We start from the raw sequence: 12,783 nt of genomic DNA, 5'->3' as shown, positions 1-12,783 counted from the left end.
ACCGGTTCACTTCCGGTGGTCGCGCAGTGCGGCGAGGGCCCGGTCGGCGTGGGTGTTCATGCGCAGCTCGCTGTGGACGATCTCCAGGACGGTGCGGTCCTGGGCGATGACGAAGGTGACGCGCCTGGTGGGGGCGAGGGAGAAGCCGCGTTTGACGCCGAACCGCTCGCGGACCGTGCCGTCGGTGTCGGACAGCAGCGGCATGCCGAGGGTGTGCCGGCCGGCGAACTCCTGCTGCTTGTCGACGGTGTCCCCGCTGATGCCGACGGGCCGGGCGCCGACCGCGGCGAACTCGGCGGCGAGATCACGGAAGTGGCAGGCCTCGGCGGTGCAGCCGGGGGTGAGGGCGGCCGGGTAGAAGAAGAGGACCACCGGGCCGTCGGCCAGCAGCTCGCTGAGCCTGCGGGTGGTGCCGGTCTCGTCGGGCAGGGCGAAGTCCTCGGCCTTGTCCCCGACCCGGAGGCGTCCGGTCATGACCGTCCCTCCCCGTTCCGGGCGACACCGCGGGCCCACAGCACCAGCGGCACCTGGAGAGGCAGCCGTGCCAGGGCGGCCGTGCGCAGCGGTGCGGGCCGGTGCCGCCAGTCCACGGCCATCTTCACGTTGGCCGGGAAGACCCCGACGAAGAAGGCCGCGGCGGCCTGGGCGGCGACGGCGCGGGTGCGGGGTGCGGCGACCCCGGCGGCCAGGGCCAGCTCCACGGCTCCGCTGCCGTAGGTCCACGCCCGGGGTGAGCCCGGCAGCGCGCGGGGGACGAGGGCGTCGAACTGGCGCGGGACGGCGAAATGGGCCACGCCGGCCGTGGCCAGCAGGCCGGCCAGCAGCAGGGGTGAGCGTTGGGACCGGGACACGGTGCCTCCTCTGGTGATCTGCCGCCGGATATTACTGGACGGTAGGGCCGGAGTGACCTTGTTCGCGCCGGCTCATCCGGTGCGGTACAGCTCGGTGAGCAGTTCGAGGACGTCCTGGAGCGCCGGGTGCGGATCGTCGCGCCACCAGGCGAGCCGTACGGCGACGGGTTCCGCGTCCCGCACCGGCCGGTAGACGATCCCGGGCCGCGGGTACTGGTTCGCGGTCGACTCGGCGGTCACCCCGATCCCGCGGCCGGTCGCGATGACGGTGAGCCAGTCGTCGACGTCGTGCGTCTCCTCGGTGGTGGGGCGGGCGCCGGGCGGCCACAGTTCGGGGGTGGCCGTGCCGGTACGGCGGTCCACGAGCAGCAGTCGGTCGCTCAGCTCGGCGAGCCGCACCGAGCGGCGCCGGGCCAGCGGATCGTCGGCGGCGAGCGCGCAGAGCCGTCGCTCCAGGCCGACGATGGCGGTGTCGAAGCGCCGGTCGTCCACCGCCCGGCGGACCACCGCGAGGTCGCAGGTGCCTTCGGCCAGCCCGGCGGACGGCGAGTTGACCCGCACCAGGTGCAGGTCGGTGTCCGGGTGGCCCGCGCTCCAGCGCCGCTGGAAGGCGACGGTGTGCCGGCCCAGCGCCGACCAGGCGTAGCCGACGCGCAGCCGGGAGTGTCCCGAGGTGGCCTCCCGGACCAGGCCGGAGACGTCCGCGAGCACCCGGCGGGCCTGTGCCACCACGCGCAGGCCCGCCGCGGTCGGCGTCACCTCGCGCGAGGTGCGGCGCAACAGCCGTACCCCCAGGGCGCGTTCGAGGGAGGCGAGGGCGCGGGAGACGGCGGCCTGGGAGACGCCGAGGGCGATCGCCGCGTCGGTGAAGGTGCCCTCGTCGACGATGGCCACGAGACAGCGCAGCTGGCGCAGCTCGATGTCCGAGGTATGCATACGCTAAGCGTATAGATCGATAGGCGTATGCATTTTGCGCAAGCAGGCCCGCGGCGCACGATCCCGTGCATGCGACGCGCCACCGAACCCCTTGCCCCGGCCCCCTCCTTGACGCCCCAAAGGGCCCTGCCGAAGACCCGGCGGCTGACCGGAGTGGCCGCCATGGTCGGCAGCGGGCTGTCCAACCAGACCGGCGCCGCCGTCGGCGCGCTGGCCTTTCCCGTGCTCGGCCCGGTCGGCGTGGTGGCGGTGCGCCAGTACGTCGCGGCACTCGCCCTGCTCGCCGTCGGCCGGCCGCGGCTGCGGGGCTTCACCTGGCGGCAGTGGTGGCCGGTGCTGCTGCTGGCCCTGGTCTTCGGCACCATGAACCTCAGCCTGTACACGGCCGTCGACCGGATCGGCCTGGGGCTGGCCGTGACCCTGGAGTTCCTCGGGCCGCTGACCGTCGCGCTGGCGGCGTCGCGGCGCCGGCTGGACGCGGGGTGCGCGGTGCTGGCCGGGGCGGGGGTCGTCGTCCTGATGCGGCCGCGCCCCTCCGCCGACTACACCGGGATGGCCTTCGGGCTGGTCGCCGCGGCCTGCTGGGCGTCGTACATCCTGCTCAACCGTGTCGTCGGCCGGCGCATCCCCGGCGCGCAGGGCGTGGCGGCGGCCGCGACGGTGTCCGCGCTGGTGTTCCTGCCCGTCGGCATCGTCGTCGCGCTGCGCCATCCGCCGACGGCCGGGGCGGTGCTGTGCGCCGTGACGGCCGGCCTGCTCTCCTCCGCGGTGCCGTACCTGACCGACCTGCTGACCCTGCGCCATGTGCCGGCGCAGACCTTCGGCCTCTTCATGAGCGTCAACCCGGTCCTTGCGGCCATGGTCGGCTGGGCGATCCTGGGCCAGGGGCTGGGGGCCGCGGAGTGGGCGGGCATCGGCGCGGTGGTGGCGGCCAACGCGGTGAGCATCGTGACGACGCGGAGCTGAGCGGCCGCCATCCGGCGGGCGGGATCGCGGCAGGTGCGCTGCCGTCCGGGAACGGGCCGTTCAGGGGAACCGGTGCCACGGGGCGCGTGAAGGCGGGCCCAGTGGTCGAGACCTTCAGCCGTGACCGTCGTACCCCTGCCGCTGATCGCGCCCATGCTCGCCACACCCGGCGCCCTGCCGCCCGCCGGTCAGGATGCGCGGTGGGCGTACGAGACCAAGCAGGACGGGCAGCGGGTGATGGTCTATCTGCCCGGCGACGGCAGCGTGCTGCTGCGGGCGCGCTCGGGTGAGGACATCACCGGCGCCTATCCCGAACTCCGGCCGATCGGCGGGGCGCTGGGCGGGCTGCCCGCCGTCCTGGACGGCGAGGTGCTGGCGCTGGACGAGCTGGGCCGGGCCGACTTCCAGCTGTTGCAGAGCCGGATGGGCCTCGCGCACGCCCCCGCGCGGGCCGCGCGGCGGGCCGCCCGGGTGCCGGTGCACCTGGTGCTGTTCGACGTGCCGTACCTGGGTGAGCCGCTGATCCGGCTGCCGTACGTACGCCGGCGGGCGCGGTTGGAGGAGCTGGGGCTGGCCGGTCCGCACTGGTCGACGCCGGGCGCCGTGACCGGGCACGGCGCCGAGGCGCTGCGGGCGACTCGGGAACACGGTCTGGAGGGCCTGGTCTGCAAGCGGCTGGACTCGGTGTACGAGCCCGGGGTGCGCTCCCGCGCCTGGATCAAGATCCGGAACATGCGGGCCGAGGATGTGATCGTCGGCGGCTGGCTGCCCGGCAAGGGGCGGCTGACCGGGCTGCCCGGCGCGGCGCTCGTCGGCCAGCGGGACGCGGGCGGCCGGCTGCGGTACGTCGGCCGGGTCGGCACCGGCTGGAGCGAGGCCGAGCGCACGGAACTGGCCCGGCGCTTGCGGGAGACGGCGAGCGAACGATGCCCCTTCGATCCCGTACCGCGGATCGCGGGCGCCCACTGGGTGCTGCCCCGGCTGGTCGGCGAGGTCAGCTACAGCACCCGCACCCGGGCCGGGATGCTGCGCCAGCCGTCGTGGCTGCGGCTGCGCCCGGACCTCCGGCCGGAGGACTCGGCGGCCGACCTGCCCGAGGGCCTGGGCTGAGCGGGCCGACCTGCCCGAGGGCCTCGGCTGAGCGGGCCGGTCTCCCCCGGTGCCGGCCGGGCGCGGGCCCCCGAAGGACCGGCTGTGGAACCACGGCCCTGCGGCAGGGGTCTATCGTGTGCGCATGCCGGTTCCCGAACTGATTCGCATCGTCTCCCGCGACTCGCCCATGGCCCTGGCCCAGGTCGAGCGGGTCCGCGCCGAGTTGGCCGCACTGCATCCCGGGGTGCGCACCGAGGTCGTACCGGTGAAGACCACCGGGGACAAGTGGCTCGGCGACCTGTCCAAGGTCGAGGGCAAGGGGGCGTTCACCAAGGAGGTGGACGCGGCCCTGCTGGCGGGCGAGGCGGATCTCGCGGTGCACTGTGTGAAGGACGTGCCCGCGGACCGGCCGCTGCCCGCCGGGACCGTGTTCGCCGCGTTCCTGAAGCGGGACGACATCCGCGACGCGCTGGTGCATCCGGGCGGGCTCACCCTGGACGAGCTGCCGGCCGGCACCCGGATCGGCACCTCCTCGGTGCGCCGGATCGCCCAACTGGCCGCCACCCACCCGCACCTGGACTGCGTGCCCTTCCGCGGCAACGCCAACCGCCGGCTGGAGAAGCTGGCCGCCGGTGAGGCGGACGCGCTGCTGCTGGCGGTGTCCGGGCTGGAGCGGATCGGCCGGACCGACGTGATCAGCGAGGTGCTGTCCGCGGAGACGATGATGCCGCCGATCGGCGCGGGCATCCTGGCGCTCCAGTGCCGCGAGGACGACACCGGTCTGATCGAGGCGGTCAGCGGGCTCGGCGACCCGGACACCCACCGGGAGGCCACGGCCGAGCGGATGTTCCTGCATGTGCTGCAAGGGCACTGCAACAGCCCGATCGCCGGGTACGCGCGCGTGGACCGCAGCGGCGAACTCTCCCTGCGCGCCTGCGTGTTCACGCCGGACGGCAAGATCCGGCTGAACGCCCACGAGTGGGCGGGCCGGCTGGACCCGGCCACGCTCGGCACCTCGGTCGCGGTGGCGCTGCTGCGGCAGGGGGCGCGGGAGATCATCGACGGCATCCCGCACTGACCCCTGCCGGGGACCTCAGGGGGTGCCGGGCTCCGTCTGCTCCCTGAGGAAGGCGCTGACCTGGTGCGCGAGGCCGGCCTGCCCGGTGCCGGCCGGGGCGGCCGCGGGGGTGCCCTCCAGCACGCCGATGCCGCCGGTCCACAGCCGGCGCTCGGCCCACTCCTCGTCCACCCGCAGCTGCACCTGCACGTCCACATGGGTGAGTGCGGCCTCGGGGGCGGCGGCGTAGAGCACGGCGGTGGCCCGGCGCAGCGGGTAGACGTCGAAGCCCTCGATGAACTGGGAGTTGCGCCAGTCGATGAAGGCGCCCTCGCCGTCGGGGCCGACCCGGACGTCGAGCTGACCGTCCTCGAGATGGATGCAGTGGGGCCGCGCGCCACGGTTCTCGACGGTCACCCGGACACTGAAGTACGTCAGACCGGCGGCCGCGTCGTCGCGTCCGCGCGGTGGTTCGCCCGCCTCCAGACGGTGGACGCGGACTCGCAGACCGGCCTGCTCGTCGTACTCGTGCCAGTCACCGACCACGTTCGGCTCGTACACAGTGCCCCTCTCGACCTTCGAGAGCTGCTGTCTATCTGTGTGCTGAGCGCACTGTCAAATGAGCAGAATGCGCTGTGGCCAGGCGGTTCGCCCGCTTTGATCGGTGATCAAGCGCTGCCCAGGAAGAATCCGTTTTGGAGCGCTTCCGGCGGCGTACGCGCGCGTGCCGCATCTCACGTCCGCGACAGGGCCGGCACCCCGGTGCACGGCTCGCCGCTCACAGTCGCCACCCCACCCACTAAACGATCATCCTATATGCCCCATTTGTTTTGATGTGCTCCATAATGGGAAAGAGAGTCTCAGTGCTTCGGACAGGAGGCACGTCCGTGGGAGCCGGCGGTGCCGGGCCCCGGTGTCCTTTTCCCGGTCCGAGCGCACCTCCCACGGTGTCTGTCCATCCAGCACCTGCTGAGAGAGGTGCGCACGATGCGTGTCACCAGCAGTACGAAGCCCCGCCCCCACCCCCACGACGACGCCCCCGACACGGGTGAGTCCTTCGAACGGCTCGCCACCCTGACCGACGGTCCCGAGCGGCAGGCGCTGCGGGACGAGCTGGTCCGGCTGTGGCTGCCCATGGCCGAGCGGATCGCCGTGCGGTTCCGCGGCCGTGGCGAGTCCCTCGAAGACCTCTACCAGGTGGCGGCGCTGGGTCTGGTGAAGGCGGTCGATCACTACGACCCCTCCCGCGGCCGGGCCTTCGAGGCGTACGCCGTACCCACCATCACCGGTGAGATCAAGCGGCACTTCCGGGACCACATGTGGACCCTGCATGTGCCCCGCCGGGTGCAGGACCTGCGCAACCGGGTCCGCGCCGCCACCAAGGAGCTGGCGCAGACCACGTCCGGCCGGCCGCCCAGCGTCGCCGAGATCGCGGCGTACACCCGGCTGACCGAGGACGAGGTGCAGGCCGGCCTGGAGGCCCTGGAGTGCTTCTCCGCGCTCTCCCTGGACGCCGAGGTGGCCGGCACCGACGGCTACGCCCTCGGCGACTCGCTCGGCGAGCCGGACCCGGGGTTCGACCTCGTGGTCGACCGGGCCGCCGTCAAGCCCTGCCTGGAGGCGCTGCCCGAGCGCGAGCGCACCATCCTCTACCTGCGGTTCTTCCGGGGAATGACGCAGAGCCGGATCGCTCAGCAGCTGGGCATCTCGCAGATGCACGTCTCCCGGCTGCTCAGCGGCTGCTTCGACCGGCTGCGCGAGGAGCTGCTCGCCGAGGCCCAGGCCCGCTGAGGCTACTTGTCCTCGCTGCCCGGGATCTGGGTCGGGCCGTACCGGTCCAGAGCGTCCTCCAGCTCGGCCCTGACCTCGGCAGGGATGTCACCCCGGCGCCCCCAGACAAGGATCATCTCGGCGATGTTGCGCAGCTTGATGTTGGTGTGCTGGGAGACCTCCTTGAGGACCTGCCAGCCCTGGTCGGGGGTGACCCGGCCGAGGGCCACCATCATGCCGATGGCCTGGTCGACGACGGCGTGGGAGACCATCGCCTCCTTCAGCTGGCCGACCTCGGTCTGCAACGCGGCGATCCGGTCAGACTCGCTCTCTCCCATCCCTCCATGGTCCTCACCGGCCTGTCCGTCTGCCACCCGGGGTACTCGACAGGCGACCCACCCCCGTGTGGTTGGACACTGAACCCAGAGCGGTGGCCACCCGGCCCCGAGAGCAGGACGCGACTGCCATGAACCCAGAGACCCCTGTCGGCGGCGGACCGCGCAGAAGGGACGTCGTCTCCACGCACTCCGTATTCGGCGCCCCCTGCTGGGTGAGTCTGACCAGCCGCGACCTCCAGGCGACCCAGGACTTCTACGCGGCGGTGCTGGGCTGGCGCTGGCGCGGCGTGAAACTCGGTGAGCACTTCCGCATCGCACTGGCGGACGGCGTCCCGGTGGCCGGGATCGCCGCCGTCGCCGCGATGTGGCAGATGGCGGTGGCCTGGACGCCGTACTTCGCGGTGGAGGACGCCGATGTGGCCGCGGCCCGGGCCCGGGAGCGGGGCGGTACGGCGGCGGTCGGGCCGCTGTCCTTCCCGCCGGGCCGGGCGGCGCTGCTCGCCGACCGGGACGGGGCCACCTTCGGGATCTGGCAGGGCGAACTGGTGGCCAACTGGGAGGCGTGGCGGCGGGCGGCACCGACGTTCATCCGGCTGCACACCCGCAACGCCTTCGACTCCGCGATCTTCTACGGCGAGATCCTCGAGTGGGCGTCCGGAAAGCCGGGCTGCTGCGAGGTCGAGTACAACGGCGACGAGGTGCTGCTGCGCAGCCAGGGCGATGTGGTCGCGCGGATCGACTCCGGCGCGGTGGAGGCGGCCCCGGATCCGTCCGTACGGCCGCACTGGCAGATCCACTTCGCGGTCGGCGACGTGGCGGGGTGTGCGCGGGCGGCGGAGAAACACGGCGGCAGCGTGCTGCGGGAGGACGAGACCGAGGCCATCCTCCGCGACCCCGACGGCGCCCAGTTCACGGTGACGTCACGCAGGGAGCGATGACGGCCCCTCCGGGCGCGCATGCCCCATCGCCGGTGCGATCACCACCCGGTGGGTGCGGTGAGACGGTGCCGGACGCGAACGTGTCACGGACTCGGCGCCATCACGCCAGGCGCACTGCCCCACGCCGGGTGCGATGACGGCCCCTCCGGGCGCGCATGCGGGGTAAGTCCCCGACACGCCGGGCGCGGAGACGTCACGTGGGGCGCGCTGTGGACGCTATGGGCTTCGGGTGAGGTCTGACCGGGCGCGGAGCCATCGCACGGGGCCTCCTGGCCCCACGCCGGGGCGATGACCCCGCCCGGGGCGCGATGAGCCCGCGACGGACGCGGAGGGCTCACGCCAGGTGCGCTGGCTCCCCCTGGCACGGGGCGCGGTGAGGCCGTGACGCACGCGAATGCGGCACACCCGGCCCACCAACCCCGCACGGAGGCGATCCCCCTGGGCCGGGGGCGACTGCAACAGGCCGGGCGCGGTGAGCCCGTGACGGGTGCCGCACGCCAGACCCGCTGGCCCCACGCCGATGCGAGCGATCGCCACGCGCAGGGCGCCGGACGTCGATGCGGCACGCCGGGCGTCAGCGGGGCATCACGGTGGGACACGAGGGCCTCCTGAGTACCGGTCGTAGATGTCGCAATCCACACCGAACCCAGAAGGCCCTCACCCGTTCAAGAACCCAGCACGCGTGTCACCAACGTCCCGGGACAGCACACCTAGTCCGCCGTGCGGGACGGCCGGGTCAGGAGGACCAGGCTGCGGGCCTCCGCCCGGAGTCTCGTGCCCGCCTTGCGTTCGCGTTCGTCGGGGATGCCGTCGGGGTCCGCGGTGTCGATGAGGGTGGTCCAGCGTTCGCCGAAGGAGCCGTCGGGGAGCCGGAAGTCGACCGGTTCCCAGTAGCCGTTGACGAGCAGCAGGAAGGAGTCGTCGATCATCCGGCGCCCGTAGGAGTCGCGTTCGGCGATGGCGTCGCCGTTGAGGAACACCGCGACCGAGTGCGCGTCCCGGCGCTGCCAGTCCCGGTCGGTCATCTCCCGGGCGTCCGGCCTGAGCCACATCAGGTCGGGCAGCGGCTGCTCGGCGTTGGTCGCGGTCTCGCCGCGGAAGAAGCGCCGGCGCCGCAGTACCGGGTGCGCGGCGCGCAGCGCGATGAGGCGCCGGGTGAACTCCACCAGGCCGCGCTGCTCCTCGGTCAGCTCCCAGTCCACCCAGGAGATCTCGTTGTCCTGGCAGTAGGCGTTGTTGTTGCCGCGCTGGGTGCGGCCCAGCTCGTCGCCGTGGCAGAGCATCGGGATGCCCTGGGAGAGCAGCAGCGTGGCGAGCAGGTTGCGCTGCTGGCGGGCGCGGAGTTCGAGGACCGCAGGGTCGTCGGTGGGGCCCTCGGCCCCGCAGTTCCAGGACCGGTTGTGACTCTCGCCGTCCCGGTTCTCCTCGCCGTTGGCCTGGTTGTGCTTGTCGTTGTACGACACCAGGTCGCGCAGGGTGAAACCGTCGTGCGCGGTGACGAAGTTGACGCTCGCGCGCGGGCGGCGCCTGCTGTGCTGGTAGAGGTCGGAGGAGCCGGTGAGGCGTGAGGCGAACTCGCCGAGCGAGCCGGGCTGGGCCCGCCAGAAGTCCCGTACCGCGTCCCGGTACTTGCCGTTCCACTCCGACCACAGCGGCGGGAAGTTGCCGACCTGGTAGCCGCCCTCGCCCACGTCCCAGGGCTCGGCGATCAGCTTGACGCGGCTGATCACCGGGTCCTGCTGGATCAGGTCGAAGAACGCCGAGAGCCGGTCCACCTCGTGGAACTGCCGGGCCAGGGTCGCCGCGAGGTCGAAGCGGAAGCCGTCGACATGCATCTCGGTGACCCAGTACCGCAGCGAGTCCATGATCAGCTGGAGCACGTAGGGGTGCCGCATCAGCAGGCTGTTGCCGGTGCCGGTGGTGTCGTAGTAGTGCCCCCAGTCGCCGTCGACCAGGCGGTAGTAGGAGGCGTTGTCGATGCCGCGGAAGGACAGGGTGGGGCCCATCTCGTTGCCCTCGGCGGTGTGGTTGTAGACCACGTCGAGGATCACCTCGAGCCCGGCCGCGTGCAGCGCCTTCACCATCGCCTTGAACTCGTTGACCTGCTGGCCCCGGCTGCCGAAGGCGGCGTACGCGTTGTGCGGGGCGAAGAAGCCGATGGTGTTGTAGCCCCAGTAGTTGGACAGTCCGCGGTCCTGCAACACGCCGTCCTGCACGAACTGGTGCACCGGCATCAGCTCCACCGCGGTCACCCCGAGCGAGGTCAGGTGCTCGGTCACCGCGGGGTGGGCGAGGCCGGCGTAGGTGCCGCGCAGATGCCCGGGCACCTTCGGGTGGTTCATGGTCAGGCCGCGCACATGGGCCTCGTAGATCACCGAGTCCGCGTACGGCGTGCGGGGCGGGCGGTCGTCGCCCCAGTCGAAGTACGGGTCGGTGACCACGCCCAGCATGGAGTGGCCGGCGCTGTCGGCCGGGGCCGGCCCGTCGGGGGCGCGCTCGTACAGCGAGGCGTGGTTGTCGATCTGGCCGTCCACGGCGCGGGCGTACGGGTCGAGCAGCAGTTTCCGCGCATTGCAGCGGTGGCCGAGGGCGGGCTGCCAGGGGCCGTGCACCCGGTAGCCGTAGCGCTGGCCGGGCCCGACCCCGGGCAGGTACGCGTGCCAGACGAAGCCGTCGACCTCGTGCAGCCGAACGGGGGTCTCGGTGCCGCTGTCGTCGACGAGGATCAGCTCGACGCGCTCGGCGACCTCGCTGAACAGGGCGAAGTTGGTGCCCTGTCCGTCGAACGCGGCACCCAACGGGTAGGGCTGCCCGCTCCACACGGGCAGCCCTTTCCTGGTCGTACGGCGGCTCACCGGCTGCCCTCCAGGGCGTCTTCCAGGGCCCCCGCGGGGCCGGCCAGCACCACCACCGGCAGTTCGCGCGGTACCTTCAGGCCCTGCCGCAGGGTGGGCGCGGGTGCGGTGGGCACCAGCGGGACGCGCTCGCCGGCGCGGGCCCGCTGCGAGAACCAGATGATCTTGCTGCCGGTGTCCGAGGCGCAGCAGCCCCAGCCGTCGCTCATGGCGGCGATGTCCGCCAGGCAGGCCCGGAGATCCTGGTCGGGCCGCAGATCGGGGTCGTCGCCGCCGAACGCGGTGATGAGGTGCTGGCCGTTCCACCACATCTCGATCGAGGTGTGCTTGTCGGTGGCGTGTTCGTCGATCGCCCGCAACAGCAGTTCGGCGCCGCGGCAGACGGGGGCCGCGAGGTTCTCGAGGTCCCAGTAGCGGAGGTGGGCGGCCAGGATGCGGCTGACCTGTCCCACCCGTTCCGGGCTGACTTCCACATCGAGGTGGTAGTAGCAGGGCACTGCGGTCTTCATCGTCGCTTGCTCCTCACCGGCGAAGCTCTCGCTCCCCTCGCCCCGTCCGGGAGGGATCCCGGATCGCGGTCCGGGACAGACCCCGGACACACAGCGTGAGCGTTGTTCGCTCCTGAGTCACCTTCCACGGTGCGGGCGCTACGCCATTCGTGCAACACGAGCACCCGACAGCCGTGTTGTTGAAGCTCCAACAAGACGCTGCGTCGTCGCGCGTGCACCATAAGTGAAAGCCTCGATCGCCGTAACGGTGCCGTGCCCTACGTTGCGCGGACATCACCCGACCGTCGGGAACGCGCCCAGTCGAGAGCGTGGAGGGTGAAGAGGGCCATGCTGCTACCCGCCAAGGCCGAAGTGGCCCGGCAGTTGCGGCGTTACCGGGCGTGGGAGCGCGTGATGCTCGCCTCGCCGCACGACCGCACGGTCCGGGCCACCTTCGAGGATTCGGGTTACACACTGTGCGTGCTGATGGGCAAACGCTGCGCCCGCGAGGCCGCGGACGCCGCCGAGCGCTATCTGCGCACCAACCTGGTCACCTATCTGCGCGAGCAGGACGGGCGGCCGCAACCGCGCCGGACGGCCAGAAGAGCGCCGCCACCGGAGCGGCGTTCCACGGCGCCAAGCCCCTGACCTGGCACCGTACAAGGCGTTCCCTGCGGGACCCGGCTGCGCCGGCCCGCTTCTCGGAGCGCGAAGCCGGGCCGGGTGCCCGGCTTCGCGCACGGCGGAGGTGAGATACATGCGCAGGACCCCGGCCATCGGCCGCGTACCGGTACGTGATGTCCGGCCGGCCGTGGAGTGCGGCAGGCGCCCGGCGAAAGCGGTGGTCGGGGAGACCTTCCAGGTCACGGCCACCGTGTTCCGGGAAGGCCATGACGCCGTGGGTGCCAATGTGGTCCTGCGTGATCCGAAGGGCCGGCGCGGCCCCTGGACCCCGATGCGGGAGCTGGCCCCCGGCACCGATCTGTGGGGCGCGGAGGTCACCCCGGAGGTGACCGGCCGCTGGACCTTCCGGGTGGAGGCCTGGAGTCACCCCCTGGCGACCTGGCGGCACACCGCCTCCGTGAAGATCCCGGCCGGGATCGACATCGGGCTGGTGCTGGAGGAGGGTGCCGAGCTCTACGAGCGCGCGGCCGGCGGGGTACCCAAGGGACCGGAGCGGCAGCTGGTCCAGGCCGCCGCGCGCGCCCTCGGCGACGACTCCCTGTCGGTGCACGAGCGCCTCAAGGCCGCGCTGACGCCGGACGTTCAGGCGCTGCTGACCCGGTATCCGCTGCGCGACCTGGTCACCGCTTCCGCTGCGATGCCGCTGCTGGTGGAGCGCGAACGCGCCCTGTTCGGCTCCTGGTACGAGTTCTTCCCGCGCTCGGAGGGCACCACCGAGCAGCCGCACGGCACCTTCCGCACGGCCGCCCGGCGGCTGAAGCCGATCGCCGACATGGGCTTCGACGTCGTCTACCTCCCGCCGATCCAC

General features: G+C 72.6%; 14 protein-coding genes. 7 read left to right on the top strand and 7 right to left on the bottom strand.

The annotated features are described in order from the left end of the window. Positions 1–6: 6 nt before the first annotated feature. The 3 genes from ACZ5CZ_RS17610 to ACZ5CZ_RS17600 form a co-directional block, all read right to left on the bottom strand. Positions 7–474 (bottom strand): peroxiredoxin, encoded by a 468-nt coding sequence (locus ACZ5CZ_RS17610; RefSeq protein WP_385840996.1) that lies wholly within the window; start codon positions 472–474, stop codon positions 7–9. After that, on the bottom strand, positions 471–851 hold the full coding sequence (locus tag ACZ5CZ_RS17605) for a DoxX family protein (protein WP_385840997.1): 381 nt from the start codon (positions 849–851) through the stop codon (positions 471–473). The genes ACZ5CZ_RS17610 and ACZ5CZ_RS17605 overlap by 4 nt, the downstream gene beginning before the upstream one ends. Before the next feature lie 72 nt (positions 852–923). Next, positions 924–1,787 (bottom strand): LysR family transcriptional regulator, encoded by an 864-nt coding sequence (locus tag ACZ5CZ_RS17600; protein ID WP_468943611.1) that lies wholly within the window; start codon positions 1,785–1,787, stop codon positions 924–926. A gap of 153 nt (positions 1,788–1,940) precedes the next feature. Here ACZ5CZ_RS17600 and ACZ5CZ_RS17595 point away from each other — a divergent pair, with 153 nt between their 5' ends. The 3 genes from ACZ5CZ_RS17595 to hemC all read left to right on the top strand — a co-directional run bounded on the left by ACZ5CZ_RS17595 (position 1,941) and on the right by hemC (position 4,923). Continuing rightward, positions 1,941–2,753: an EamA family transporter gene (locus tag ACZ5CZ_RS17595; protein ID WP_468944194.1), complete on the top strand. Its 813-nt coding sequence runs from the start codon at positions 1,941–1,943 to the stop codon at positions 2,751–2,753. Between the two features lie 153 nt (positions 2,754–2,906). Further along, positions 2,907–3,863: an ATP-dependent DNA ligase gene (locus tag ACZ5CZ_RS17590; RefSeq protein ID WP_468944193.1), complete on the top strand. Its 957-nt coding sequence runs from the start codon at positions 2,907–2,909 to the stop codon at positions 3,861–3,863. A gap of 118 nt (positions 3,864–3,981) precedes the next feature. Then, positions 3,982–4,923, top strand: coding sequence for a hydroxymethylbilane synthase (hemC, locus tag ACZ5CZ_RS17585; RefSeq protein WP_385840999.1), 942 nt, complete (start codon positions 3,982–3,984; stop codon positions 4,921–4,923). Between the two features lie 15 nt (positions 4,924–4,938). On the opposite strand, the gene ACZ5CZ_RS17580 is transcribed toward hemC, so the two are convergent. Further along, positions 4,939–5,463 (bottom strand): hypothetical protein, encoded by a 525-nt coding sequence (locus ACZ5CZ_RS17580; RefSeq protein ID WP_450790538.1) that lies wholly within the window; start codon positions 5,461–5,463, stop codon positions 4,939–4,941. A 426-nt stretch (positions 5,464–5,889) separates the two neighbouring features. On the opposite strand from ACZ5CZ_RS17580, the gene ACZ5CZ_RS17575 reads away from it, so the two are divergent. Beyond that, complete coding sequence (locus ACZ5CZ_RS17575) at positions 5,890–6,693, top strand: RNA polymerase sigma factor SigF (RefSeq protein ID WP_468943605.1); 804 nt, start codon at positions 5,890–5,892, stop codon at positions 6,691–6,693. Between the two features lie 2 nt (positions 6,694–6,695). Here ACZ5CZ_RS17575 and ACZ5CZ_RS17570 read toward each other — a convergent pair whose 3' ends face one another. Beyond that, positions 6,696–7,010: an ANTAR domain-containing protein gene (locus ACZ5CZ_RS17570; RefSeq protein ID WP_468943602.1), complete on the bottom strand. Its 315-nt coding sequence runs from the start codon at positions 7,008–7,010 to the stop codon at positions 6,696–6,698. A gap of 128 nt (positions 7,011–7,138) precedes the next feature. Here ACZ5CZ_RS17570 and ACZ5CZ_RS17565 point away from each other — a divergent pair, with 128 nt between their 5' ends. Next, positions 7,139–7,948 (top strand): VOC family protein, encoded by an 810-nt coding sequence (locus ACZ5CZ_RS17565; protein ID WP_468943599.1) that lies wholly within the window; start codon positions 7,139–7,141, stop codon positions 7,946–7,948. A 710-nt stretch (positions 7,949–8,658) separates the two neighbouring features. Here ACZ5CZ_RS17565 and glgX read toward each other — a convergent pair. Together glgX and ACZ5CZ_RS17555 are read right to left on the bottom strand one after the other, a co-directional pair. After that, entirely contained in the window at positions 8,659–10,803 is a 2,145-nt protein-coding gene (gene glgX / locus ACZ5CZ_RS17560) for a glycogen debranching protein GlgX (RefSeq protein WP_385841005.1), read from the bottom strand. After that, positions 10,800–11,312, bottom strand: a complete 513-nt coding sequence (locus ACZ5CZ_RS17555) for a pep a2 (RefSeq protein WP_385841006.1) — start codon at positions 11,310–11,312, stop codon at positions 10,800–10,802. The genes glgX and ACZ5CZ_RS17555 overlap by 4 nt, the downstream gene beginning before the upstream one ends. Positions 11,313–11,639: 327 nt before the next feature. Between ACZ5CZ_RS17555 and ACZ5CZ_RS17550 the strand changes: the two genes are divergently transcribed. Then, positions 11,640–11,939 (top strand): DUF5133 domain-containing protein, encoded by a 300-nt coding sequence (locus ACZ5CZ_RS17550; protein ID WP_358695150.1) that lies wholly within the window; start codon positions 11,640–11,642, stop codon positions 11,937–11,939. Between the two features lie 109 nt (positions 11,940–12,048). Further along, positions 12,049–12,783, top strand: a 735-nt coding sequence (locus tag ACZ5CZ_RS17545) for a maltotransferase domain-containing protein (protein ID WP_468943595.1), incomplete at its 3' end; no start/stop codon positions are given.

It is taken from the genome of Streptomyces sp. NPDC031418 (assembly GCF_055581605.1).
Note: the sequence above shows the minus strand (reverse complement) of the source record. Positions and strands in the feature narration are given on the sequence as shown.